Genomic DNA, 23,935 nt, shown 5'->3' on the forward strand with positions numbered 1-23,935 from the left:
TTGTACATATATATGGGATTATAAGGATGGACAAGGGAGGCTATATAAATGATACTTGGAGTACCTTGGTGGGTTTTTGTAATGATCATTTGTATATTTCTTAGTGGCTATATGGCGTTTAGAACGATGCGGGCAGATCAACGCCTCCAGCAACAGTTTATTGAGCGTGAAGGGAAAGTATACATGGATCGCATGGAGGCAGAGCGCCAATATAGAAATGAACAAAGAGAACGGCAAATATCAGATTAAAAAAGGCTAATACATGTGTATTAGCCTTTTAACCTAGCTGAAGGGTGCCGAAATTATTACCCTTCTGCATTCTCATCGCTATTCTCTTCTGTTTCGGAGTCTTCTGAGCCTTCTTCAGATTCAGTATCTCCAGATTCACTGTTGGAATCACCTTCAGATTCACTGTCAGACCCATTTTCAGATTCAGTATCACCAGATTCTTGTTCATTTTGCTGTGCTTCTTCCGGTGGGGCAAACAAACCTTCAAATTCTTCAAGTTGCACTTCGATATTTGCATCTTGCATTAATTGGTTCATTTTTTGCTGGGACGCGGCTGGGTCTATTTGTTCTAAAGCCAGCTCATCACGAATACTGTCTTTCACATCTTCATATTCACCAATCGATTCTTCTGCCTCACGTTTATCATTTACTTTGATAATATGAAAACCATGCTGTGTGGCGACAGGATCGCTAATTTCTCCCTCTTCCATGCTATAGGCTGCATCTTCAAATGGAGGTACCATATCACCTACAGAGAAATACCCAAGATTGCCACCGTCTTCTGCTGTGCCATCTGTTGAATATTCACTGGCTAGCTCTGCAAAGTCAGCACCATCATCAAGTTGCTCTTTCACTTCATTTGCGGTTTCTTCGTCTTCAACTAAAATGTGTTGTGCGTCAATTTCTGTATTCCTGCGATCATATTCTGCTTGAATTTCTTCTTCTGGAATTTCTACGTCTTCTGTAAGAGCTTGTTGCTGTAACATGCTAATACGTACTACTTCCCGGTATGCTTCTTCGTCAGGGATACCCTGCTGTTGAAGTGCCATTTCAAATTGTTCACCTAACTGATCTTTTGCTGCTTGTACTTCTTCATCAACGGCAGCTTCATCTACTTCATAATTATTTTCTAAAACCTGTACCGTCATTAACTCCTGCAACATGGCTTCACCATGACGGTCTTTTAACTCTTGATAAAACTCGTCCTGCGTAATATTTCCTGCATCTGATTCAACAACCGTTTCTTCCCCTGAATCAGAGCATGCTGCTAAAGTTAATACGCCTGCTGTAAGTGTTACAGCCATTGCCAGTTTTTTCATTCTACGAACACTCCTAATCTTATTGTTACATTTTACTAACACATTGATAAATATACCATAGTTTTGTGGCAGAAAAATAGTTTTTATGTATAATTAAACCATTACATTCAAAACTCGTACATAACCATTCACAAGTAAGACGACAAGCATAAAATTAATCACTCGAAAAAACTTTTTCTGATCCGCTATTTTCATTTCCATTATTCTACAAAATTTATCATTTAAAACGTTAAAAATAAGCAAGACCGCCAGCCCGAAAATCACAAAATAAATAATCAATAAAATAACCTCCCCCTAAAGGATACCTAGCCTTTCTCTTTCTATGTATAATTATAACTGTACCAAAATATTAACGATCTGAACAGTGTGGATTTAAATTTGAGTCGAAATAAAAATGGAACAGAGGCGATGCAACGCCCTGTTCCATTTACTGCTTATTCTCTTGGTACGCCGTCAAGCCATTCATCAACTTGATCAGGGTTATTTTCAATATATTCCCGGACAACTTCAGCGGGGTCCCGATCTTCCGCATGAACTTTCGGCATCATTTCGTCAATCATCTCATAACTTTCATCATATTGCTCGAGCACTTTGTAAGCTCTTGGGGCATCTTCTTCCAGACCTTCGCGAGCTACCGTGAAAATCTGGTCGCCATCTCCACCGTAAATTTCTTGTGGATCCTCAAGCATTTTCAAATCCAATGTACCGAAAATCCAATGTGGTTGCCAAAGCGGTACAATAATCGGCTCTTCATTTTCAACGGCATCCTGCAGTGTAGTAAGCATCGCCGCTTCAGAGCTTGATGTCAGCTCCCAATTATCCAAACCGTATGCTTCGAAAGCTTCCTGTGTATTTTCCATGATTCCAGCGCCAGGATCTATTCCGACAACCTGCCAATCAACTGCTTCACCGAGCTCTTCATTATCCTTCAAGTCTTCAAGTGAATTCACATCTTCCATGTAACTTGGGACACCCAAAGATAGCGGTGCCTCATCAAGCACCTGTTTGACTTGAACAATATCCTCCTCATACTGTTCCCAGTACGCTCCGTGCGTTGCTGGGAGCCAAGCGGATGTATGGAAATCGGCTGAACCATCAGCAACACTGGACCACATCGCCCCAGCCTCTACTTGCGCTAGTTCAACATCGTAGCCGACCATCTCAAGCAAAGCACCCAGCATATGTGTACTAACTGTTTCTCTTGCCCAAGCCACGTATGGTTGAGTTAATTCTTCCTGACCTATTTCAGGCCCTTCACTTGTTTCCTCAGAGCCCTCATCGTCAGAGGCTTCACTGCTTGTTTCCTCGCTGCTATCCCCACCACATGCAGCTAAGAACATCGTAAGGAACAAGACTAAAACTATTAAACCAAATTTGAATTTACGATCTTTAAATATTGAAAAAACCCCCTTAAATGATATTATATTTGCATACTTAGCAGGTTCCACGTCCCTGTTAAGTAAAGTACAACTAGGTAATAGTGCCCAGTTGCACCAACAAATGACTATTTTTAATCATATCAAATAAGCTGGTATTCTCAAAATGAGTATTTCCAAGATATTGAGTATAAACAATAGTCTAATCAAGATAAAGCTTGCTAAATGAACATATTAAACTATTTTCACCATTTTAAAGGTTTTTCGTAAGTATTACAAAAGTAAAAATAATAGAAGTTTGATAAAGTAAAACAGAGGAATTCTAAGTAAGATACATATTATATGATTAGTGTATTATCACTTTACAATTTAGTAGAGAATGTAATCGATTTTGGATTTTGTAATTATAGTAATGCAAGATGTATACTAATTAATGGTCTAAACATTCATATATATGTAATCAAGGGGGAGACACATGTTTAAAAAAATTTTAGGGATAACGTCCGTTTTGACTTTATCGATAGTATTAGCAGCTTGTGGAGGAAGTGAAGAAGCTACTGATGAAAATGCTTCTGTTGGCGAAGCGGTCGAATATGAGATCGTTGGAATTGACCCAGGGGCTGGTATTATGGGGCAAACGGAGGACGCATTATCTGCGTATGGTCTTGAAGACAACTGGGAACTCAGGGAGAGCTCTGGTGCTGCTATGGCAACGGAATTAGGCAGCGCAATTGATGAAGAAGAGCCGATTATTGTGACTGGCTGGATCCCTCACTGGAAATTTTTTGAGTATGATCTGAAAATGTTGGAAGATCCACAAGAGGTTTATGGTGGTGAAGAAAATATAAACACTCTTGTACGTCTTGGTTTAGAAGAAGACTTGCCTGGTGCGTATACATTTTTTGACCAATTCCAATGGGAGCCGGATCATCTGCAAGACGTTATGTTGAAAATTGAAGAAGGATTATCAGAACAAGAAGCTGCACAAGAATGGGTTGAAGAAAATGAAGACTTGGTTAATTCCTGGGTTGAAGGAGCAGAGTCTGGAAACGGAGCGGAAGTAAGAGTTACGTATGTTGCCTGGGCGGATGTAATTGCTAGTTCAAATGTCGCCAAATACGTATTGGAAAATGAATTGGATTATCAAGTTGAATTAATTCAAGTGGAACCAGGTCCAATGTTTGCTAGTGTTGCGGACGGAAGTGCGGATGCAATGATTGGAGCGTGGCTACCTTCAACACATGGGGCTTACTATGAAGAGTATGAAGGAGATTTTGAAGATTTAGGAGTGAACTTGACCGGTACACGGAATGGTCTTGTTGTTCCTGAGTATATGGATATTGATTCCATTGAAGATTTAATAGAAGATGAATAAAATAATATAGTAGGTGTGACACCTAATGAATCCATTTTGATAGATTATCAAAATGGATTCATTTTTAGATATCGCAAAGTTTTTGAATCGTTTTCTCGAAGAAAGAAGGTGATTTTCATTTTATAAATGATTTTTGCTTTTATTCCTTAAAATTAGTGGTAAAATATGCTTAAATGAAACGAAATTTTTTAAATTGCTATTTGAGGGGGTTTTCGCCATTGAAAACGTTAAATAATAATGATACAACGTCCTTTCATTTACAATTACTTTCCACAATCATGGATCTGAATGCGTACCCACTTATTCATCTAATTATAGAACATAATATTACATATAAAGAGTTTGAGGAAATGATGCATTTGCTGCAAAAGTTAGAAGATCAATTCAACATTCAAAGAGAAGAAGGGTTTCTGGATTTTACATCTTTATTGGTAGAATTTGCGGGTATGCTTACGGAAAAGCTTGATCCTAACAATACAATTTACGCACTAAAAAAAGAAGGATATTATCCTTCTTTAATGGCTGAATTCACGCTTATCATAGAACGAGAGGAAAAAAGGATGAGACGAGGTTGATCCTCGAATCAGTCCTCCTCAATTCCTGTTTCCTTCATTTTTCTGAATAAATTTTCTACAAGGATATGAAATTGCAAAATATCATGCGTACGCTTATCCAGAGTTGTGAGTTCTTCAGATGATTCCTTTTTCTTTTTCTCGTTAATAAGATGTTTATTATCCTCTAAGGCATCTTTTTGATGTTTCGTAGTATCAAGCCATTTATTAATATAGGAATTCATAAATGTTTTAAATAATTGATTATTGGCTTGATATAAATCCTTTCGAACCCCTTTTTTCCATACACGTGTAACAAGGTTTAAATCTGATAATGAGCGAATGCTTGTGCTCATGGAAGTTTTGCTTTTACCTAATGCCTCACTCATATCATCTAAGGTTAATGGTTCTTCAGATAAGTATAAATAAGCAAACAAACGCGCTTCTACGGGACTTAAACCAAAGTTTCCAACTGTTTTTGAGAATTCGAGCATTAGATTATCTCTAATTTCTTCATTGTTAGGGATGTTCATGTAAATCCTCCTAAAGCCTTGCTAAGATAAGGTTACACTAAATCCCATTAGATTGAAAATTGATAGTTTGATAGTATTTTGAAGGAATTTGAAGTAAATCAAAGATACATCCATATAAATTCCGTACAGAATAAACTGTACAAAAAATATATACAAAAATAATGGAATTTAAGGGTTGTAATATAAATGCAATATGGTATATAGTATTAAAAGTGAGCGATACGAGGCAGTTAAATTTAACATTTAATCCAATATACATTATTGGTGTTGTTTTATGGATTTTATCTGATTAAAAAGTCGCATGACTATTATCCTCGTTGCATGAGATTGCCTTAAAAAGGAGGAAAAAATGGACATGGCAGGGCTCTTGAGTCTCTGTGCTACGGACAAACTCTATCAAAGTTTGTTTTATCTATTAAACTAACAGCAGTATTTGTAAAAAATCCTGTATAAAAAAGAGTAACGACAGTATTTTGTCGTTAAGTGAGGTGAAAACATGAGTAAAATAAAGGTAGACCGATTAACGAAAATTTTCGGCAGGCGTCCGAAACAAGCTGTCAAATACCTAGATGAAAATAAATCAAAGGATGAAATTCTGGAGTTAACTGGGATGACAGTGGGTGTTAATCAAGCTACATTCGATGTTCAGGATGGCGAAGTCTTTGTGATCATGGGCCTATCTGGCAGTGGTAAATCTACACTCGTTCGTATGCTGAACCGTTTGATCGAGCCAACCTCTGGTGATGTTTGGTTTGATGATGAAAACATAACAGAAATGAATAAGGAGCAACTTCGAGAAGTTCGAAGGAAAAAAATGAGCATGGTTTTCCAGAACTTTGCTTTGTTGCCGCATAAATCGATTCTTAAGAACGCTGAATACGGTTTGGAAATCCAGGGAATTGATAAAGAGGAACGGGAAAAGAAGGCTCGTGAAGCGCTTGAACTAGTTGGTCTCGGCGGCTATTTGGAGAAGTATCCAAATGAGCTTTCCGGCGGTATGCAACAGCGGGTCGGTCTGGCAAGAGCTCTAGCCAATGATCCGGAAATCCTTCTCATGGACGAGGCGTTCAGTGCACTGGATCCGTTAATCCGAAAAGATATGCAGGATGAATTGATGGATTTGCAGCAATCCGTACAAAAAACCATCATCTTTATTACACACGATTTGGATGAAGCACTTCGGATCGGTGACAGGATTGCCCTGATGAAAGATGGTGCCATTGTACAGATTGGTACAGCCGAAGAGATTTTAATGGATCCTGCCGATGATTATGTTAGTCGCTTCGTTCAAGATGTCAATCTTGCCAATGTATTCACAGCGAGTCATGTGATGAAGCGTGCTGAAACAGTGACGGTTGACAGGGGCCCAAATGTTGCCCTCAGGTTAATGAAAGAAAATGGTGTCTCCACGATTTATGTGGTTGATAAAAAACAGAAGTTGCTCGGTTATGTAACGGCAGACCAGGCAGCATCTGCAGCTAAAGAAAGTAAAGGCCTGGAAGATATTCTTACATCCGATATCCCGACTGTAAACCCGGACACATTACTTGGTGATATATTTGAACCGATGGCTGATGACAAAGCGCCACTGTCCGTTGTAGATGATTCGGGCAAGTTGGTTGGGATTGTTGTCAGAGGGGCAATTATCGGTGCTCTCGCCGGGGATGATAAGGTATTGAACGGAAATGGGGGTGAAGAATAAATGGATGAAAGAGCAGGAACATTTCTCCCCAAACTTCCGTTAGCAGAATGGGTGGAAGCATTTGTTGACTTTTTGACGTCTTCGTTCGGGGCAGTATTTGATGCTATCACTGCAGTAATTGGATTCATTACGGAGAATTTTGTAGTAGTGCTTGAGTTAGTCCCACCGATTTTGCTAATTGTAGTTGTAGCACTTCTGGCATGGTGGATTGTAAATTGGAAACTTGGACTTTTTGCACTTGTTGGTCTTGGCCTTATCAACAATCTTGGCTATTGGCCGGAAACACTGGAGACGGTAGCACTTGTTATTGTCTCGGTTGTCGCGTCGATGATTATCGGAATTCCGGTTGGTATTTGGATGTCTCAGAAAAAATCCGTCGAGACGGTGATTACACCGATTCTGGATTTCATGCAGACGATGCCAGCATTTGTTTATTTGATTCCGGCGGTCGTCTTCTTCAGCCTTGGCATGGTGCCTGGTGTTGTAGCTACTATTATATTCTCCATGCCGCCTACTGTAAGGCTCACAAACCTCGGTATCCGGCAGGTGGATCAGGAACTTATTGAAGCATCCAATGCATTTGGTTCATCAACCGGTCAGAGACTGGGGAAAGTGCAAATACCACTTGCTATGCCATCAATCATGGCAGGTATTAACCAGACAATCATGCTTTCACTATCGATGGTTGTCATCGCTTCAATGGTTGGGGCTCCCGGTCTTGGTACAGTTGTATACAGAGCTGTTACACAGGTTGCGATCGGACCAGGATTTGAAGGTGGCCTGTCCCTTGTTATCGTTGCGATGTTACTTGACCGCATTACAAAAGGGGCAGTTAAAAATTAAGCATGTAACCGGGTTTTTCCGCATCATTCAGGTGATGCGGATCCCGAACATATAGAAACATTATTTTAAGGGAGGTCAATTTATTATGACTAAGAAATTTAGATTATTAGGCTTAGCTGCAGCGCTTGTGCTTGTTATGGTACTGGCAGCATGTGGCGGCGGAGGCAGTGAAGAGGGAAGTGACAGCGACTCCGGAGACAGTGACAACAGCGACGGCGGTGAAAGCAGTAATAGCAGCGTTGAACTTGGTGAAACAGATCTTAATTTAACTTACGTTGCTTGGGCAGGGGCGTTGGTACGTACGCCTTTAGTTCAACAGGTACTTGAAGAAGTTGGCTACAATGTCGAAACCACACAGGTTGAAGCAGGTGCGATGTGGTCAAGTGTTGCCCAGGATGATGCGTCGTTTATGACCGCTTCATGGCTCCCAACTACACACGGTAGCTATTGGGAAGAGTATCAGGATGATCTGGAACCAATCGGTGAATTCGTAGCGCAGGCACCGCTGTCTTTGACAGTTCCATCCTACATGGAAGATGTTAACTCTATTGAAGATCTTCAAGGTAACGAAGAACTGGGTGAAGCACTTGATTGGACAATAACAGGTATTGATGCAGGTGCTGGTGTTATGCAGAGTACCGAAACTGCTATAGAAGAATATGGACTGGAAAACTGGGAACTTCAGGCAAGTTCTGAAGCAGCTATGTTGTCTGAACTACAGACAAGGATTGAAAATGAAGAGCCAATTGTTATTCCAGGTTGGAAACCACATTGGATGTTTGCAGAACTGGATCTGAAAATGCTTGAAGACCCTCAAGAAATCTATGGTGGTGAAGGTGACCGTATCGAAGCTATAGCACATACAAGCTTCCAGGAAGACTCACCAGCAGCATATGAAGTTGTGCAGCGTATTACAGAAGATTACGATACGGAAATGGAGAACGAGTTGCTCGTAGCGGTTAATAATGGTACAGCTGAAGACGAAGCAGCAAGCCAATTCCTTGAAGAGAATCCTGACCTTCTTGAAAAATGGACAGAAGGCATTGGTGAATAAAACATTAAGGATATGAACAATAAAGCTGCCTCATCATTAGATGAGGCAGCTTTATTAATGAACACAGATTAGGGTGCCTCAGTCCGAAGGCATCCTATTTGATTACAAATGATTCAAGATATGCTTTAAAAGAATGTTATTGCTTTTTAACCTTGTCCTCAAGATCCTTTAAGCTTGATTCAATCTGTTCAAGGTATTGATGGATATTTTCCTGATGGGGCTCGACTGTTTCTTTCCATTCTTCTACAGATTTTTTCATTTCTTGAGTGAGTTCTTTAATTAATACTGCTCCCTCTTTTGATGTTTCGGTAATTTGTTTCCTTAGCCGCAATCCGTCTTGCTTTAAGTTATTAATTAATGCTTTCATTTCTGTACCCTGCTCTTTAACACGACCACGTAGTTCACTACCAGACGCGGGGGTACTTAGCAATGCAGTAGCAGCACTTACCGCACCTCCGACCATAAATCCAAGTACTAATGATTTGCCTTTTGACATAACGCATATGCTCCTTTCACGCCACTATTTACATTTCTATTCCTCTTTTTCAGGTACTATCAAACGTCTTTTTTAAAAAACCTCTGACATGCTAGGTACCAGAGGACTTACTGCACATGATTGCCAGCTACTTTTATTATACCAAATATTTTGATGGATAATAAGTACTAATTTTCAGATACAGGCAGTTTAGGAGTCGATTGTGCTATTAATATCTTTAGCTATTTGCTGCAGGTCTTCGGATGAATAGTCGTTAGTGTGTGTGGTCCAATTGGATGAAAAGCCGTCTCCATCCCCGTATCGCGGGATTAGATGGATATGTAAATGGAATACAGATTGGTCTGCAGGCTCCTCATTATTATTTAGCAGGTTCATGCCAATTGGTTGATAAACTTCTTTAATGGCGCCTGCGATCTTTGGAACACGAGCAAATAATTCTTTAGCAACTTCCGGCGGTGTTTCATAAATGTTCTTCGTGTGCGTTTTTGGAATTATGAGCGTATGTCCTTTTGTTACTTGGCTAATATCAAGGAAAGCATACACGTGGTCATCCTCATACACTTTGGCTGAGGGGATCTCTCCATCAAGAATCTTACAAAAAATACAATCGTTATGGCTCATTAACCTCACCACTCCTTCTTATTCTCTACATTTATTGTATATAGAAAGGAGGCAGAATGTAAAGCTATACACATAGAAACAGGCATAACCCGCGTGTTTGCGGGTTAGCCTGCTTTAAGAAGAAGGAGGATCTCAGGATATCTAACGTTGGGGACATTTCGTAAACAATATCGTTAATTCGCATTTGCTGCATAACTTTATTTGGTTTACAAAAACATTTTTGTCAGCGTCTCAGCGGTAACTGAGACATTCCTGGCAAAAGCGTTTTATATCATTAGAATGCCGATCACTAACACCTCATTTGTATTTTGTACAAATTTACTTGCAGTGAAACATCCTCGCTTCTTCAGTCCTTATTTTGTGCTGATTTCATTTATTTATACACACATATTTAAAAAAATGTCGAAAATAAGTGGACAGTTTCTTTTGGTATTGTGATGTAAAAGTGATAAAATTTAGTACAAGTGATTGAAGCTGGGAGGAAACATAGTGGAACCATTGTTACATATTGATAACCTTTATGGAGGATACACACATAAAAATGTTTTACATGGAATTTCGTTTGATGTTTATCCAAAGGAAATTGTTGGATTGATCGGTTTGAACGGCGCCGGGAAGAGTACATCCATTAAACATGTTATTGGTTTAATGCATGCCAAAAAAGGCACTGTAGCTATAAATGGAAAGACGTTTACAGAAAGTCCCGCATCATATCGAAATCAACTGGCTTATATTCCGGAAATGCCGATATTGTACGATGAATTAACCCTTTATGAACATCTTCGTTTAACAGCGATGGCTTATGATATCTCTGAGGAAGATTTTGAAAAGAGATTAACGCCTCTCTTAAAAGAATTCCGTATGGAGAAAAAATTAAACTGGTTTCCGGTGCATTTTTCAAAAGGGATGCGGCAAAAAGTCATGATTATGTGTGCGTTTCTTATCGAGCCGCCCTTATATATTGTTGATGAGCCATTTGTTGGTTTAGACCCTTTAGGAATTCAATCTTATTTACAATTAATGGATGAAATGAAAAATAATGGATCCGGTGTGTTGATGTCCACGCATATTTTAGCTACTGCAGAGCGTTATTGTGATCGTTTCATCATTCTGCATGATGGCTTAATCCGAGCAAACGGAACATTGGAAGAGCTTCGTGAGGAGTTTAATATGCCTGGTGCTACGTTGGATGATTTATATGTGCAATTAACGAAGGAAGAAGATAACCATGTTTAATTCCCATGAATTTTTTAAACAGCGCCTTTCTGCTCACATGAAAGAGTTAAGCCGTTATTTACGGTATATGTTTAATGGACATCTCATGATTGCACTGTTCTTTTTTATTTCTGTCGTCGCTGTCTATTATCAGCAGTGGTTAGCACAGCTTTCGGAAGACTTTCCTACTTCGTTGATCATCGGCGCGTTGCTTGGACTATTGGTAAGTTACAGTCCTGTTCGAACATTGTTAAAAGAACCTGATTTGGTTTTTCTTATCGCTGCTGAAAGTAAAATGAACGCCTATTTCCGCAATTCCCTTATTTACAGCTTCGTGATTCAGTTATACGTTATTTTGCTTGTTGTCGCTGCACTCGGGCCATTATATTTTGCTGAGTTTCCCGATAGATCCGGAAATATGTATTTACTCACGATTGCTATTGTTCTCCTATTTAAAGTAGGAAATCTTATTGCAAATTGGTGGATGCTTAAGGTAAGAGAACCAGGTATAAGACAAGTAGATTTGACAGTCCGTACATTGCTGAATATAACTGTATTCTACTTCATCATTCAGGGTAATATGCTAATGGCCGGGATAACGACAGTATTATTTACAGGTGTATTCCTATATGATTTAAACGTGTCCCGGAAGCAACCTGGGGTCGTCTGGGATTTATTAGTGGAAAAGGATCAAATCCGGATGCAGTCATTTTACCGGATTGCAAATATGTTTGCAGATGTACCTCATTTGAAGAATCGCATTAAAAAACGGCAATGGCTCGTGTCCATGGTAAGCAGGCTGCCTTTTACGCAGTCGCATACATTTGATTATTTATATCGGATTACATTTGTACGCAGTGGTGATTATTTAGGGATGTATATTCGTTTGATCATTATCGGTGGTTTGTTTATTTATTTCATTCCTAATGTTTGGGTGCAGATCCTGTTTGTAATACTATTCTTATACTTAAGTTGTTTCCAGATGATGACATTATATCAGCATCATCGAACCACGATGTGGCTTGATATTTATCCGGTTGGAAAAGCGTATAGGCAGCAGTCTTTGGTTAAATTATTGTTCCAGTTAACACTCTTTCAAACCGTATTATTTTCCTTGTTGTTTCTCTTCATGCAGGAATACGCTGGATTTGTTATTGCTTTGGTAAGTGGAACAGTTTTTACCTTCATGTTTATTAATGGATATGTGAAAAGCAAACTCGTGTAGAAAAGGGAGCTCCGACGCTGGAGCTCCCTTTCATTATGAATTAGATTCGTTCTGATAAGCAAAATAAGCCTGAATCAATGTCTTGGCGGCAATAGGTAGTGCGCGCTCATCAATATCAAATTTCGGATGATGATGCGGATAAGGGTTACCGTCAAGATTTGCTCCTGTGAAAAAGTACGCTCCCGGTTTTTTAAGGGTGTAATAGGCGAAGTCTTCTCCTCCCATTACTGGAACTACTTCCTCGGCTGTATGAATTTCTTCTACTTCCTTGCTCGCTTCAAGAACCAGTTCTGCTTCTTTTTCATGGTTGACTAGTGGTGGATAGCCTTTTACATAGTCAAAGGTATAGGAAGCATCGTTTGTTACACATATACCTTTAATAACTTTTTCCATTTCGGCAATGGCTTGCTCCTGGATTTCCGGATTCAGATACCGTACTGTACCGACTAATTTTGCCTGATCAGCTATAACATTAAAGGCGTTGCCAGCTTCAAAGATACCGATCGTTACAACAGCAGTTTCAAGTGGATCTATTCTTCTGCTTACAACTTGCTGGAGTTGCGAGATTACCTCAGAACCGAGAACGATCGCATCTTTTGTTTCATGCGGATAAGCACCGTGACCACCTTGACCTTGAATGATGATCTCGAAACGATCAGCACCTGCCATAAACACATCTTTGGACGTTTGCAGTACCCCAAGTGGCGTTGTTGCCCAGAGATGTGTGCCAAAAACGGCATCGACATGATCTAATGCACCTGAATCCACAATAGGCTTCGCTCCGCCTGGTGCATATTCTTCTGCATGCTGATGGACAAATTCAATCGTGCCTGGCAACTCTTCCTGATATTCTTTCATTACTTTTGCAAGCGTAAGTAATGTCGATGTATGTCCATCATGGCCACATGCATGCATCACGCCATTCACTTTTGATTTGTAGGGTACGTCTTTTTCATCTTGGATTGGAAGTGCGTCAAAGTCAGCGCGTAATGCTACTGTCTTTCCGGGTTTTCCTCCTTTTAATGTTGCGATTATGCCATTACCGCCAACCTTTGTTTGATAGGGGATTCCTAATTTTTCATAAAAGGCCGCGATGTAATTTGCGGTTTCGGTTTCTTGAAAGGAAAGTTCCGGGTGCTGATGTAAGTATCTTCTTATGTTTACCATTTCGGGGTATAAATTATCAATCGATTCATGTATGTTTTTAAGCAATGATTTAGACCTCCTCGTGTTGATTATTAACTAGTATAACACTTTTAAAGGAGATAGGGGAGACTCGGAAATATTAAAAGGATGCCCCATTTGGGACATCCATATGAAACTTATTTAGATAACCTAGGATCATCTAACAAGCGCTCAACTTCTTCTTTATGGTTGGTTTCATCGGCAATTAAATCTTCCAGTTTTACAACAAGCTCTGTGTAGCCTAATTCATCAGCTTGTTTTTTGCGTTTTTCATAGCGATCGATTGTATCTGATTCAGCTTGAAGGGTTGCTTCTAAAAGATCTTTCACGCCCGTTGGCTGTGGTACGTCAGCAGCGGTTGTTGTCGGTGTGCCCCCAAGTGATTTGATTTTCTCGGATAAATACAAAGCATGTCCAAACTCATCTGAAATTTCTGATTCAAAAAATGGTTTTAAAGCAGCTCGGTATAAGCCTGAAACTACAGAGGCACTATACGTATACTGAATTGCAGCACCATATTCATGTGCCAAGTCTTCATTTAACCCATCAATTAGATTTTGTAACCTTTTATCCATCTTAAGTACTTCATTACTCATATTAATCCCCGCCTTTTTAATTTTTAAAATTCGTAAATTATATATAGCATGTTCCCTTTATATTTTTTTTCAAACATAAATTGAGATATTATATATTTAGAGAGGAGATGGATGATATGATAAATAAACAAAAATATATTATTCTTTTTCTGTTCGTGTTGATGATACTTACGGTAGGGATCTGGATAATAAGAATCGTTAGCGGGAGTGCCCCATATGTGGATCAGTGGACACGTGATCTAGTGGCAAGGCTTGATGGTTCGTGGATATATACATTTTTCCGAGCCGTAACTGAATTTGGTTCACAGCCCTTTCTGCTGCCATTTACAATAATTATGGCCCTTTTTCTGTGGTGGTTGTTTAAGGACTGGCTTCCTGCTTTGATTTTTAGTGGGGGCACGTTGATAAGTCATTTATTTAATTTACTTATAAAAGAAATCGTTGAAAGAGATAGACCGAGTATTTTGGAAGCAGCTAATGCAGAGGGGTATAGTTTTCCTTCGGGACATGCGATGATATCGATGGTTTGCTACGGCTTATTGGCCTATTTTCTTGTTAAAAAATTAACCTCATCCAAAGCTATATTTTTTACACAGCTGTTTTTTGCGTTTGTTGTTTTTCTCATTGGAATCAGCAGGTATTTCATTAATGTTCATTATTTAACAGATGTTGTTTCAGGGTTTTTATTTGGTTTTCTTTGTCTGATCGGATTGATTTATCTATATGAATTTATTCAGAAGCAGCGGAGGTGAAAAGTTCAAGAAATAGTCACAGTATAATATTTTTTTAAGCAAGGTTTTTGTTTTATTTCCATGATGTTTGTATACTATTAGGGTAATCGATAAGAGGGGATTGTTTGGAGATGAGTAAAATGAGCAAAAAGGCAGAAAACCTGTTATTGTTAATATGGGTCCAAGCGTTTGTGGCTTTAGCAGGTAGTTTGTTTTATTCGGAAGTGATGGGATATGTTCCGTGTGAACTTTGTTGGATACAACGAATTTTAATGTATCCATTAGTTGTTATATACGGTCTAGCAGCGATTAAAAAGGAAATTACCATCGCATTACCTGGACTGATTTTAAGCGGGATTGGTATGTTTGTTTCTACCTATCACTATTTGGTTCAAAAATTACCCGTATTGCAAGAAGCAGGGGGTGCCTGTGGACTTGTACCATGTAATGCAGCATATGTGAACTACTTTGGCTTTATTACGATTCCATTCTTAGCGGGCGTAGCATTTATTATTATTTTTGTATTACATCTTATGATTTTAAAAACAACTAGGGGGAATTAATGTATGAAGAAGAAATTGTTTATCTTTGGTGGCATTATCATTGTATTGTTTGTTGCGCTATTCTTTGTTACAAATTACCAAAACAATCAAACTGTCGAAAATGAGGATAATCCGTATGGAACAACTGATTTAGAGCAGGGAACAATTGATCAGTTGGATGATCCATTATATGACAATCAGGTCATGCCTGACGAGCTAAGTGAAACAGTGGAAAGTGGAGAAGAAGCTACGGTTTATTTTTATAGTCCAGATTGTGCCTATTGCCAACAAACAACTCCTTATCTAGCACCATTAGCTGAAGATATGGAAGTAGATTTGAAAAAATTCAACTTGTTGGAATTTGGCCAGGAAAGTTTGGCATACGGTATTGAATCAACACCAACTGTAGTTCATTACGAAAATGGGGAAGAAGTTTCGCGTTTAGTAGGTCAGCACCCTGAAGAGGAATACGAGGCATTTTTCGATCAATATGTTTTGGATTAAAATAAAAAAGCTAACTAGCTGTAGAATGTACCCTATAGAGTAGACACTTTAAAAAAGTCTACCCTATAGAGTACTTTTATGTATAATGGGGTAAATAGATAACTTATGGTTGAATGAGGTGTATTGGGGTTGTTGCCCCGGGGCAACAACCCCAATACACCTCGCGCGCTACAACTACTTAGAATGGGGAAGCTAAAATGAGTAATAAAATGTTTACGGAGAAAGAAATTGAGATCCTTTCACGTAATCCATATGTAAAATCAGTTAGTAGTAAAGGGATCACATATACAGATGAATTTAAACGTATTTTTATTACGGAAAACGAAAAGGGTAAATTTCCAAGAGAGATATTTACGGAATATGGTTTCGATATAAATATTATCGGGATAAAGCGTGTTCAATCATCTGGCAAGAGGTGGCGTGCTGCGTATAGAAAAAATGGAATAGTTGGTCTACAGGATACTAGAAATGAAAATGCTGGGAGACCAAGTGAAAAAGAACTTTCACAAGAGGAGAAATATGCCCGTCTTGAAGCACAAAATCACTTATTGAAAGCCGAGAATGAACTACTAAAAAAGCTCGAAATGATGGAGAGGGGGCTACGCAAGAAGAAATAGAATTAGCTGCCTCACAGAAGTTTGTACTTATAAATGAGATCATTAAAAAGTACAAACTAAAAAATAAAGTCAGCTACTTATGCACACTGGCTGGTGTATCACGATCAGGTTATTATAATTATTTTACATTAGAATCTCAAAAAGGGAGAAAACAGCGGGAAGATCAAGAGGAGGAAGTAAGAGATATTATATTGCAGGCATATCATTTTAAAAGACGTAAAAAGGGTGCAAGACAAATCAAAATGACTTTAAACGGGCAATACGGTATCATTTTTAATTTAAAGCGCATCCGAAGAATAATGAGGAAATACAATATTATTTGTCCAATTAGAAAAACGAACCCTTATAAAAGAATGATGAAAGCTACAAGGGAACACACCGTTGTGCCTAATTCACTTAACAGAAATTTCAAACAGGAAACAGCAGGAAAAGTATTACTTACAGATATAACTTATTTATTTTATGGCAATGGGAAGAAAGCATATTTATCCACTATTAAAGATGGATCAACAAACGAGTTATTGGCATATAACGTTTCCAGCAGTCTAGCATTAGATTTGGCAACAGATACAATCCAAAAACTTATGGAAAACAGAAGAGTAAAACTAGTAAAAGACGCCTTTATACATTCTGACCAGGGATTTCATTACACTAGTCCAGACTTCCAGGCATTACTAAAGAAAAACAAATTAGGACAATCGATGTCACGAAGGGGAAATTGTTGGGATAACGCCCCTCAAGAATCCTTCTTTGGCCATTTTAAAGATGAAGCTTATATAAAGCGGTGTGAAACTTTAGAAGAGCTAAAGAAAGAAATAAAACAATACATGATTTATTACAATAACTATAGATATCAATGGGATCTTAAAAAGATGACTCCTGTGCAATACAGAAATCATCTTTTAGATGTCGCATAGTCTTTTTTTAAAATGTCCTTGACAAAGGGTTCATTTCACTGACTAGTTAGCTTTTGCTATTAATCTTCGTCTTCTTCCGGATCATGCATATGGTAGGTTGTGATAAACGGTTTGTTCGGGAAGTATGCGGGTGGTTTGGTGCTAGTCCCCTTATGGGCTTTTTTAAATGCTTCAGAGTTTTTCCAGTTCTCAAAGTCCGCTTTAGATCTCCATTGTGTTAGTACAACATACGTATCCCCTTTTGTAGGTCGTAAAAAGCGAAATGCTTGGAATCCTGGCAACTTATCCACTGCATTTTGTCGATCTTTAAAGCGCTCTTCGAAGATAGCTCTACCATCATCGGTTACAGGTATATTATTCATGACGACATATCCTTCTTCTTCCAGAAGGCCGCTTTGAATAACAACTTCATACGCTCTTCCAGAAGAAAAGATGTTCTTGGGTTCATCTTCATAATAAGCTAATGATCCTTCGCTACTGTTCATTAGGTGAAAATGGATGTCTTCATGTTTGGCTGCAAGTTTTTGCAGAAAATCTATTGTACCAATTGTCATAAATGCTTTCATATTCCGTTCCCCTTTCAAAGTTGACTTAATTTCATAGTACCTTATCCCTGGATGCATTATCAACTTCCAAACATGAAAGATGTGTCACTTTCGAACTGTAGAAAATTGTCGTATAATGGACATGTGAATGTGCAGAGGTGAACAAATGGAGAATGAATATAGAAGATTTGATAAACCTAAACGAGCTGATAGACATAAAAAAAGACACAAAGCTTTCGAAAATAAGAAACGACCTTTACCCCATAAACTTAAAATCTTTCTCATCACAATAGGAATTATTTTAATCGTAGGGTTAACCGGATATACTACTATTTTAGTTGGCGGGGCATTGATTGTTGATGAAGAAGATTTAGTACTGGATGCAACGACTGTAATTGAAACAACAGATGGGGAAGTTATCAGCAAAGTATATAATGAAAATCGCACTCCCGTTTCACTGGAGAAAATTCCGGAACATGTTCAAGATGCATTCATTTCCATTGAGGATAGACGATTTTATGACCATGGGGGGATTGATTTTAAATCGGTAGTCCGTGCCGTTTACCAAAACATTTTAGCAATGAGTAAGGTAGAAGGTGCTAGTACAATCACGCAGCAAGTTGCCAAGAACTTATTTCTAACGAATGATAAAACATGGACACGTAAAACGAAGGAAGTAATGGCTGCGTTAAATTTAGAACGTAAATTTTCAAAAGATAAAATACTGGAATTGTATCTGAATGAAATCTATTTTGGTGAAGGTGTTTATGGAGTAGAAACAGCTTCCAATTATTTTTTCTCCAAATCCGTTGGTGATTTAACTGTTGCAGAGGGGGCACTTTTGGCTGGGATGGCGAAAGCGCCGAATGGATACTCCCCAATAAACCATCCGGAAAAAGCTTTGGACAGAAGAAATGTTGTGCTGAGTGTTATGGAAGAAACAGGGGTTATTTCAACAGATAAACGGGTTCAGGAGCAAGAGAAATCTTTAGGTCTTGATGTTCAGGAGAGAGAAGTGAATCCCTGGGTGGATAGCTATGTTGACCTTGTGATGAAGGAAGCTGCAGATAAACATGAATTACCCGTTAACGAACTAAAACGCGGAGGATACCGGATTGTTGTAAATATGGATGAGACTGCACAGCAAATTGCCTATGAACAATTTCAGAATGGAGAGTATTTCCCAGGCAATACAGAAGGTGCTCAAGGTGCTTTTGTTATGATGGAGCAAGCGACTGGCAAAATCATTTCAGCCATTGGTGGCAGGGATTATCAGATAGGTGACCTGAACCGGGCAACAGTAGCAAGGCAGCCGGGCTCTGTTATGAAACCTATCGCAGTATATGGCCCAGCGATGATGCAAGAATACACGCCGTTTTCACTTATACCAGACCGGCAAATGGACCATGATGGTTATACAGTTGCGAATGTCGACGGGCAATATGATGGTATGGTAACGATATATGATGCCTTAAAATCATCAAAAAACACCTCTGCGGTATGGCTGCTTGATCAAATAGGAGTTGACTATTCAAAGGATTATCTTGAGCAAATGGGCATCAATTTCGAGGATGATGGCTTATCCATTGCATTAGGTGGATTAAGCGAAGGCTTAACACCCATTGATTTAATGGAAAGTTATGGCACGTTTGCGCGTAACGGTTCCATGGTTGAATCTTTTACCATTGATCGTATTTACAACCGGGATGAGGAGATGATTGTTGAATCGAATCCAAGCCCAGAGGAAGTATTTAGCCCGCAGGTAGCGTGGAATATGACAGAAATGTTAATGGATACCGTAGAAAGCGGGACCGCTACACATGGCAACTACAATAAAGCACTTGCAGGTAAAACCGGGTCCACACAGCATCCTTTTGTAGAAGGTGAGACAAATGATGCCTGGTTTGTAGGCTATACCCCGAGTATACGACCGCCTTATGGATGGGATATGATGAGGCGAGTGAGGATAATTACTTAACTGCCGGAAGTGAATATCCGACAAGGTTGACAAAAGCGATATTAACCGAAATGGATAACAGGCGAGCACTGGCAGAAAGTTTTGCAAAACCAGAGGATGTAGATGCACTTCCGGAGCCAATTGAGTTACCTCAAATAACGAATTTGAATGCCGAATACTCATTCGGGCCTTTGTTTCAAGGGAAATTATCATGGCAGGGGTCTGCTGATGATCGTGTCGTTTATCGTATTTATCGCGAACAAGAAGGGGTAGACGAGCGGGTAGGAGAGGTAGAAGGAGAAACAGAATTTGAAATAGACACATTGGGACTTTTCGGGTCCAATGCGTATTATGTTGTCCCCTATGATCCGTTAACCAAATTGGAAGGGGGAAGATCAAGTACTGTGAGCCTTTCATGGTAATTTAAACAAATTGATGACAATCATTTGGCATTACTGTACAGTCAGCGCATAAATGGATATAGTAAGTATGGGAGTTAAGTAGGAAAAAAGGATGAATGATGATATGGTCAAACAAATAAATGATACGCTGATTAAAGCGTATAAGGGTGAAAGACTCGATTATACGCCTGCATGGTACATGCGTCAGGCTGGCAGGTCACAACCGGAGTACCGTGAACTAAAGAAAAAATATTCCTTATTTGAAATCACACATCAGCCTGAATTGTGCGCGTATGTCACACGCCTGCCTGTTGAGAATTATGGGGTGGATGGAGCTATTCTTTATAAAGATATTATGTCCCCATTGCCTTCTCTCGGTGTAGACGTAGAAATTAAGTCAGGAATCGGTCCGGTTATTCATAATCCTATTACCGATTATCAAGACGTTGAAAAATTAGGTATGATTAATCCGAAATCGGATGTTCCCTATGTGCTTGATACGATTAAGCTTTTAACAGAGGAACAGCTTGATGTACCATTAATCGGCTTCAGTGGAGCCCCCTTCACACTTGCAAGTTATATGATAGAGGGTGGACCGTCCAAAGATTATGGCAAAACGAAAGCCTTAATGTATCGCAAGCCGGATGTGTGGTTTGCATTAATGGACAAACTGGCAGACATGACCATAACCTATGTGGAAGCGCAAGTTGAAGCTGGTGCAAAGGCGATTCAAATTTTTGATTCGTGGGTAGGGGCATTAAATGTTGCTGATTACCGTGTGTTTATTAAACCGGTTATGACAAGGATTTTTTCTGAATTACAAAAGCTTGATGTCCCATTGGTCGTATTCGGAGTAGGGGCACGACATTTATTGTTGGAATGGAATGATTTGCCTGTTGATGTGATCGGTCTTGACTGGCGAACAACGATTCCGGAAGCACGTGAAATGGGTGTAACGAAGGTGCTGCAAGGTAATTTGGATCCCGCCCTACTTTTAACAAATTGGGAAACTATCGAGAAACGTACAAAGGCTATCCTTGATGATAGCATGCGTGACGGGAACCATGTATTTAACTTGGGTCACGGTGTCACACCAGATGTCAATCCAGAAACATTGAAAAAGCTTACTGAGCTGATTCATACGTATTCCAAAAGATAAGAATTTTCATGAAGAGGTGCTGTAAAATGGGAAGGAAAAAAATAGGATTATTAGTAATGGCGTATGGTACGCCATATAAGGAAGCGGATATTGAACGTTATTATACACATATTCGTCATGGCAGAAAACCTGCTGAAGATGCACTGCAGGATTTAAAAGATCGCTATAAAGCAATAGGTGGTATTTCACCATTGGCGAGAATTACAGAACAACAGGCAAAAGCGATTGAAGAAAGTGTTAATGCCAAACAAGATGAATACGAATTTAAAGCATACATTGGTTTGAAGCATATTGAACCATTTATTGAAGATGCAGTAGAAGAAATGGCAAAAGACGGAGTTGAACAGGCTGTCTCGATCGTATTAGCACCACACTATTCTACATTCAGTGTGAAATCCTATAATCAGCGGGCAAATGATGCAGCCGAAAAACATGGTGTCACATCTCTCACTTCTGTGGAGAGCTGGTATAATGCACCAGGCTTTATCGACTATTGGGCTATGCAGATTGATAGTGTCTATCAGCAACTCACTAATGATGAGAAAGAAAAAGCTGTATTAATCGTTTCTGCACACAGTTTACCAGAGAAAATCCTGCAAGATGGTGATCCTTATCCGGAACAGTTAGCTGAAACTGCGAAACTTATCATTGAAAAAACAGCGATTAAAAATTATGAAATCGGCTGGCAAAGTGAAGGGAACACCCCTGATCCATGGCTTGGTCCGGATGTGCAAGATTTAACACGTGATCTTTACGAGCAAAAAGGATATCGCTCATTCATCTATGCTCCTGTTGGATTTATTGCAGATCACCTGGAAGTTTTATATGACAATGATTATGAATGTAAAGTTGTTTGTGAAGAACTGGGGGCCAATTATTATCGCCCAGAAATGCCAAATGTACATCCGCAATTTATCGATACATTAGCAGATGTCGTTTTAAAACAAGCAACGCGTGATGTGTGATGGCACGTAAAAATATTGTAGTTGTAGGAGGCGGAATAACCGGGTTAACCGCCGCTTACTATTTACAAAAAGAGATAAAGGAAAAAAGACTGCCGTATGATGTGAAGTTAGTTGAAGCAAGCAATCGCTTAGGCGGAAAAATAAAAACGATGAAGCGAGATGGCTTTACGATTGAACAGGGTCCAGATTCATTACTAGCCAGGAAACAACCTGCAGTAAAGCTTGTGGAGGAACTGGGACTTCAAGATCAAATTGTCCGTAACGCCACTGGTCAATCTTATATTTTAGTGAAAAATAAATTGCATAAAATGCCAAAAGGAACATTTATGGGGATCCCCAAAAATATCCGTCCCTTGTTGTCTTCCAATCTCATTTCCGCTAAAGGGAAGGGGAGAGCTTTAGTTGATTTGGTTTTACCAAGAGGAAAAGAAGCGGCTGACCAGTCACTTGGCGTTTTCTTCCGTCGTCGTTTCGGAAATGAATTGCTGATCAATCAAATTGATCCACTATTATCTGGAATTCATTCTGGTGATATTGATGAAATGAGTCTGAAGGCGACTTATCCTATCTTTTATAAGTTGGAGCAGGAATATGGCAGTGTGATGAAGGGATTAAAGAAAACAATGCCGAAGCCAGACAAAAGTAAGGAGAAGAATCCTACTGGAGCCTTTTTCTCTTTGGAAAATGGCTTGGAAACATTAATTGATAGCCTTGCTGAGAAATTGGATGAGGACACTGTAACGGTTAGTAATCCAGTGGATCATGTGGAGAAAAAGGATAATGGTTACCATCTTTTATTAAGTAATGGGGACGTTGAAAAAGCGGATGTTGTTATCATGGCCACACCGCATTTCACTGTGCCAAGGTTGTTTAGTCAATATGATTTCTTTAAAACGCTCGACGACATGCCGGCAACCTCAACAGCGAATGTTGTATTGGCTTTTGATCAATCAGCGATTAAAAAAGATATTGATGGGACAGGATTTCTTGTATCCAAAAGCAGTAATTACCGGATAACCGCATGTACATGGACACATAAAAAATGGCCGATAACGACCCCGGACGGAAAAATATTATTACGGTGTTATGTTGGCAGACCCAATGATCAGTCTGTTGTAGATATGACAGACGCGGAATTGACCGAAATTGTCTTGAAGGATTTAAAGAAAACGATGAAAATTACATCCGATCCAGAATTCAGTGTGATCACACGCTGGAAAAATGCAAGACCGCAATATACGGTTGGGCATTTGGAGCGGATTACAGCAGTGCGTAACCAGACACGAAAATATTTGCCTGGTACGTTTTTAACAGGAAGTTCCTATGACGGTGTTGGTATACCGGATTGTATTGATCAAGGTGAGAAGACTGCTCATGAAGTAGTAGAATTTTTGCGAGGGTAAGTAGATGCTGGCTTCAAACAATGTTCATTTGTTTGGAGCCAGCTTTTTGTATAATTGGAAATGAAATTAGTGGTGTTGGGAAATTTTATAGACA

Annotated in this window: 26 protein-coding genes; 17 read left to right on the plus strand and 9 right to left on the minus strand. The window is 39.2% G+C overall.

Going from position 1 to position 23,935, the window contains the following annotated elements:
• Nucleotides 1-48 precede the first annotated feature (48 nt).
• Nucleotides 49-249 carry a sporulation YhaL family protein gene (locus KFZ58_RS06775; RefSeq protein WP_235794041.1) on the plus strand — a complete coding sequence of 67 codons (201 nt, stop codon included), beginning with the start codon at nucleotides 49-51 and terminating at the stop codon, nucleotides 247-249.
• A 56-nt stretch (nucleotides 250-305) separates the two neighbouring features.
• On the opposite strand, the gene KFZ58_RS06780 is transcribed toward KFZ58_RS06775, so the two are convergent.
• From KFZ58_RS06780 to KFZ58_RS06790, 3 genes are all read right to left on the minus strand, one after another.
• Entirely contained in the window at nucleotides 306-1,328 is a 1,023-nt protein-coding gene (locus KFZ58_RS06780) for a peptidylprolyl isomerase (RefSeq protein ID WP_235794042.1), read from the minus strand.
• Nucleotides 1,329-1,421: 93 nt separating this feature from the next.
• On the minus strand, nucleotides 1,422-1,607 hold the full coding sequence (locus KFZ58_RS06785) for a hypothetical protein (RefSeq protein WP_235794043.1): 186 nt from the start codon (nucleotides 1,605-1,607) through the stop codon (nucleotides 1,422-1,424).
• 155 nt (nucleotides 1,608-1,762) lie between these two features.
• Nucleotides 1,763-2,668: a glycine betaine ABC transporter substrate-binding protein gene (locus tag KFZ58_RS06790; protein ID WP_235794044.1), complete on the minus strand. Its 906-nt coding sequence runs from the start codon at nucleotides 2,666-2,668 to the stop codon at nucleotides 1,763-1,765.
• A 511-nt stretch (nucleotides 2,669-3,179) separates the two neighbouring features.
• On the opposite strand from KFZ58_RS06790, the gene KFZ58_RS06795 reads away from it, so the two are divergent.
• Together KFZ58_RS06795 and KFZ58_RS06800 are read left to right on the plus strand one after the other, a co-directional pair.
• Complete coding sequence (locus tag KFZ58_RS06795) at nucleotides 3,180-4,079, plus strand: glycine betaine ABC transporter substrate-binding protein (RefSeq protein ID WP_235794045.1); 900 nt, start codon at nucleotides 3,180-3,182, stop codon at nucleotides 4,077-4,079.
• A gap of 218 nt (nucleotides 4,080-4,297) precedes the next feature.
• A complete protein-coding gene (locus KFZ58_RS06800; RefSeq protein WP_235794046.1) occupies nucleotides 4,298-4,654 on the plus strand; it encodes a DUF1878 family protein in 357 nt (118 codons plus the stop codon).
• Between the two features lie 8 nt (nucleotides 4,655-4,662).
• Here the strand turns inward: KFZ58_RS06800 and KFZ58_RS06805 are convergent, their stop codons facing one another.
• Complete coding sequence (locus KFZ58_RS06805; RefSeq protein ID WP_235794047.1) at nucleotides 4,663-5,163, minus strand: GbsR/MarR family transcriptional regulator; 501 nt, start codon at nucleotides 5,161-5,163, stop codon at nucleotides 4,663-4,665.
• 496 nt (nucleotides 5,164-5,659) lie between these two features.
• Here KFZ58_RS06805 and KFZ58_RS06810 point away from each other — a divergent pair, with 496 nt between their 5' ends.
• The 3 genes from KFZ58_RS06810 to KFZ58_RS06820 all read left to right on the plus strand — a co-directional run bounded on the left by KFZ58_RS06810 (nucleotide 5,660) and on the right by KFZ58_RS06820 (nucleotide 8,762).
• On the plus strand, nucleotides 5,660-6,865 hold the full coding sequence (locus KFZ58_RS06810; RefSeq protein ID WP_235794048.1) for a quaternary amine ABC transporter ATP-binding protein: 1,206 nt from the start codon (nucleotides 5,660-5,662) through the stop codon (nucleotides 6,863-6,865).
• Nucleotides 6,866-7,708, plus strand: coding sequence for an ABC transporter permease (locus KFZ58_RS06815; protein ID WP_235794049.1), 843 nt, complete (start codon nucleotides 6,866-6,868; stop codon nucleotides 7,706-7,708).
• Between the two features lie 85 nt (nucleotides 7,709-7,793).
• Nucleotides 7,794-8,762, plus strand: coding sequence for a glycine betaine ABC transporter substrate-binding protein (locus KFZ58_RS06820; RefSeq protein WP_235794050.1), 969 nt, complete (start codon nucleotides 7,794-7,796; stop codon nucleotides 8,760-8,762).
• A 136-nt stretch (nucleotides 8,763-8,898) separates the two neighbouring features.
• Here KFZ58_RS06820 and KFZ58_RS06825 read toward each other — a convergent pair whose 3' ends face one another.
• On the minus strand, nucleotides 8,899-9,258 hold the full coding sequence (locus KFZ58_RS06825) for a YtxH domain-containing protein (RefSeq protein ID WP_235794051.1): 360 nt from the start codon (nucleotides 9,256-9,258) through the stop codon (nucleotides 8,899-8,901).
• Between the two features lie 189 nt (nucleotides 9,259-9,447).
• Nucleotides 9,448-9,879 (minus strand): HIT family protein, encoded by a 432-nt coding sequence (locus KFZ58_RS06830; RefSeq protein WP_235794052.1) that lies wholly within the window; start codon nucleotides 9,877-9,879, stop codon nucleotides 9,448-9,450.
• A 489-nt stretch (nucleotides 9,880-10,368) separates the two neighbouring features.
• On the opposite strand from KFZ58_RS06830, the gene KFZ58_RS06835 reads away from it, so the two are divergent.
• Nucleotides 10,369-11,115, plus strand: a complete 747-nt coding sequence (locus KFZ58_RS06835) for an ABC transporter ATP-binding protein (protein WP_235794053.1) — start codon at nucleotides 10,369-10,371, stop codon at nucleotides 11,113-11,115.
• A complete protein-coding gene (locus KFZ58_RS06840) occupies nucleotides 11,108-12,319 on the plus strand; it encodes an ABC transporter permease (RefSeq protein WP_235794054.1) in 1,212 nt (403 codons plus the stop codon). Before KFZ58_RS06835 ends, KFZ58_RS06840 begins: the two co-directional genes overlap by 8 nt.
• A gap of 33 nt (nucleotides 12,320-12,352) precedes the next feature.
• Here the strand turns inward: KFZ58_RS06840 and KFZ58_RS06845 are convergent, their stop codons facing one another.
• Both KFZ58_RS06845 and KFZ58_RS06850 read right to left on the minus strand, forming a co-directional pair.
• The gene (locus tag KFZ58_RS06845; protein ID WP_304956822.1) at nucleotides 12,353-13,531 is read right to left on the minus strand and encodes a M20 family metallopeptidase; all 1,179 of its coding nucleotides are present in this window, start codon (nucleotides 13,529-13,531) and stop codon (nucleotides 12,353-12,355) included.
• Between the two features lie 110 nt (nucleotides 13,532-13,641).
• Nucleotides 13,642-14,079, minus strand: a complete 438-nt coding sequence (locus KFZ58_RS06850) for a ferritin-like domain-containing protein (RefSeq protein ID WP_235794690.1) — start codon at nucleotides 14,077-14,079, stop codon at nucleotides 13,642-13,644.
• 137 nt (nucleotides 14,080-14,216) lie between these two features.
• On the opposite strand from KFZ58_RS06850, the gene KFZ58_RS06855 reads away from it, so the two are divergent.
• From KFZ58_RS06855 to KFZ58_RS06870, 4 genes are all read left to right on the plus strand, one after another.
• On the plus strand, nucleotides 14,217-14,852 hold the full coding sequence (locus KFZ58_RS06855) for a phosphatase PAP2 family protein (RefSeq protein ID WP_235794055.1): 636 nt from the start codon (nucleotides 14,217-14,219) through the stop codon (nucleotides 14,850-14,852).
• Nucleotides 14,853-14,962: 110 nt separating this feature from the next.
• Nucleotides 14,963-15,394 carry a disulfide oxidoreductase gene (locus tag KFZ58_RS06860; protein WP_235794056.1) on the plus strand — a complete coding sequence of 144 codons (432 nt, stop codon included), beginning with the start codon at nucleotides 14,963-14,965 and terminating at the stop codon, nucleotides 15,392-15,394.
• Nucleotides 15,395-15,397: 3 nt separating this feature from the next.
• On the plus strand, nucleotides 15,398-15,877 hold the full coding sequence (locus KFZ58_RS06865; RefSeq protein ID WP_235794057.1) for a thioredoxin family protein: 480 nt from the start codon (nucleotides 15,398-15,400) through the stop codon (nucleotides 15,875-15,877).
• 197 nt (nucleotides 15,878-16,074) lie between these two features.
• Nucleotides 16,075-17,411 (plus strand): IS3 family transposase gene (locus KFZ58_RS06870; protein ID WP_235794058.1). Its coding sequence is split into 2 segments (ribosomal slippage): nucleotides 16,075-16,456 and nucleotides 16,456-17,411, totalling 1,338 coding nucleotides; the frame shifts between segments, so codons are not numbered across the junction.
• 59 nt (nucleotides 17,412-17,470) lie between these two features.
• Here the strand turns inward: KFZ58_RS06870 and KFZ58_RS06875 are convergent.
• Entirely contained in the window at nucleotides 17,471-17,977 is a 507-nt protein-coding gene (locus KFZ58_RS06875; RefSeq protein ID WP_235794059.1) for an antibiotic biosynthesis monooxygenase family protein, read from the minus strand.
• A 145-nt stretch (nucleotides 17,978-18,122) separates the two neighbouring features.
• On the opposite strand from KFZ58_RS06875, the gene KFZ58_RS06880 reads away from it, so the two are divergent.
• The 5 genes from KFZ58_RS06880 (at nucleotide 18,123) to hemY (ending at nucleotide 23,841) form a co-directional block, all read left to right on the plus strand.
• Nucleotides 18,123-19,934 (plus strand): transglycosylase domain-containing protein, encoded by a 1,812-nt coding sequence (locus KFZ58_RS06880; protein ID WP_370642464.1) that lies wholly within the window; start codon nucleotides 18,123-18,125, stop codon nucleotides 19,932-19,934.
• Nucleotides 19,898-20,335, plus strand: a complete 438-nt coding sequence (locus KFZ58_RS19340) for a hypothetical protein (RefSeq protein WP_370642465.1) — start codon at nucleotides 19,898-19,900, stop codon at nucleotides 20,333-20,335. The genes KFZ58_RS06880 and KFZ58_RS19340 overlap by 37 nt, the downstream gene beginning before the upstream one ends.
• Nucleotides 20,336-20,438: 103 nt before the next feature.
• The gene (gene hemE, locus KFZ58_RS06885; RefSeq protein ID WP_235794691.1) at nucleotides 20,439-21,473 is read left to right on the plus strand and encodes a uroporphyrinogen decarboxylase; all 1,035 of its coding nucleotides are present in this window, start codon (nucleotides 20,439-20,441) and stop codon (nucleotides 21,471-21,473) included.
• A 26-nt stretch (nucleotides 21,474-21,499) separates the two neighbouring features.
• Nucleotides 21,500-22,438: a ferrochelatase gene (gene hemH, locus KFZ58_RS06890; RefSeq protein WP_235794060.1), complete on the plus strand. Its 939-nt coding sequence runs from the start codon at nucleotides 21,500-21,502 to the stop codon at nucleotides 22,436-22,438.
• Entirely contained in the window at nucleotides 22,438-23,841 is a 1,404-nt protein-coding gene (hemY, locus tag KFZ58_RS06895; RefSeq protein WP_235794061.1) for a protoporphyrinogen oxidase, read from the plus strand. Before hemH ends, hemY begins: the two co-directional genes overlap by 1 nt.
• The last annotated feature ends 94 nt before the right edge of the window (nucleotides 23,842-23,935 follow it).

Origin of the sequence: Virgibacillus sp. NKC19-16 (assembly GCF_021560035.1) — a bacterium.
Lineage (GTDB): Bacteria > Bacillota > Bacilli > Bacillales > Amphibacillaceae > Virgibacillus_L > Virgibacillus_L salidurans.

What these genes read in the sequence shown, in the direction of transcription:
- KFZ58_RS06775 (WP_235794041.1), top strand. Translation starts at nt 49, where the DNA reads ATGATACTTGGAGTACCTTGGTGGGTTTTTGTAATGATCATTTGTATA.
- KFZ58_RS06780 (WP_235794042.1), bottom strand. Translation starts at nt 1,328, where the DNA reads ATGAAAAAACTGGCAATGGCTGTAACACTTACAGCAGGCGTATTAACT.
- KFZ58_RS06790 (WP_235794044.1), bottom strand. Translation starts at nt 2,668, where the DNA reads ATGTTCTTAGCTGCATGTGGTGGGGATAGCAGCGAGGAAACAAGCAGT.
- KFZ58_RS06795 (WP_235794045.1), top strand. Translation starts at nt 3,180, where the DNA reads ATGTTTAAAAAAATTTTAGGGATAACGTCCGTTTTGACTTTATCGATA.
- KFZ58_RS06805 (WP_235794047.1), bottom strand. Translation starts at nt 5,163, where the DNA reads ATGAACATCCCTAACAATGAAGAAATTAGAGATAATCTAATGCTCGAA.
- KFZ58_RS06810 (WP_235794048.1), top strand. Translation starts at nt 5,660, where the DNA reads ATGAGTAAAATAAAGGTAGACCGATTAACGAAAATTTTCGGCAGGCGT.
- KFZ58_RS06815 (WP_235794049.1), top strand. Translation starts at nt 6,866, where the DNA reads ATGGATGAAAGAGCAGGAACATTTCTCCCCAAACTTCCGTTAGCAGAA.
- KFZ58_RS06820 (WP_235794050.1), top strand. Translation starts at nt 7,794, where the DNA reads ATGACTAAGAAATTTAGATTATTAGGCTTAGCTGCAGCGCTTGTGCTT.
- KFZ58_RS06825 (WP_235794051.1), bottom strand. Translation starts at nt 9,258, where the DNA reads ATGTCAAAAGGCAAATCATTAGTACTTGGATTTATGGTCGGAGGTGCG.
- KFZ58_RS06830 (WP_235794052.1), bottom strand. Translation starts at nt 9,879, where the DNA reads ATGAGCCATAACGATTGTATTTTTTGTAAGATTCTTGATGGAGAGATC.
- KFZ58_RS06840 (WP_235794054.1), top strand. Translation starts at nt 11,108, where the DNA reads ATGTTTAATTCCCATGAATTTTTTAAACAGCGCCTTTCTGCTCACATG.
- KFZ58_RS06850 (WP_235794690.1), bottom strand. Translation starts at nt 14,079, where the DNA reads ATGGATAAAAGGTTACAAAATCTAATTGATGGGTTAAATGAAGACTTG.
- KFZ58_RS06855 (WP_235794055.1), top strand. Translation starts at nt 14,217, where the DNA reads ATGATAAATAAACAAAAATATATTATTCTTTTTCTGTTCGTGTTGATG.
- KFZ58_RS06860 (WP_235794056.1), top strand. Translation starts at nt 14,963, where the DNA reads ATGAGTAAAATGAGCAAAAAGGCAGAAAACCTGTTATTGTTAATATGG.
- KFZ58_RS06865 (WP_235794057.1), top strand. Translation starts at nt 15,398, where the DNA reads ATGAAGAAGAAATTGTTTATCTTTGGTGGCATTATCATTGTATTGTTT.
- KFZ58_RS06875 (WP_235794059.1), bottom strand. Translation starts at nt 17,977, where the DNA reads ATGAAAGCATTTATGACAATTGGTACAATAGATTTTCTGCAAAAACTT.
- KFZ58_RS06880 (WP_370642464.1), top strand. Translation starts at nt 18,123, where the DNA reads ATGGAGAATGAATATAGAAGATTTGATAAACCTAAACGAGCTGATAGA.
- KFZ58_RS19340 (WP_370642465.1), top strand. Translation starts at nt 19,898, where the DNA reads ATGGGATATGATGAGGCGAGTGAGGATAATTACTTAACTGCCGGAAGT.
- hemE (WP_235794691.1), top strand. Translation starts at nt 20,439, where the DNA reads ATGGTCAAACAAATAAATGATACGCTGATTAAAGCGTATAAGGGTGAA.
- hemH (WP_235794060.1), top strand. Translation starts at nt 21,500, where the DNA reads ATGGGAAGGAAAAAAATAGGATTATTAGTAATGGCGTATGGTACGCCA.
- hemY (WP_235794061.1), top strand. Translation starts at nt 22,438, where the DNA reads ATGGCACGTAAAAATATTGTAGTTGTAGGAGGCGGAATAACCGGGTTA.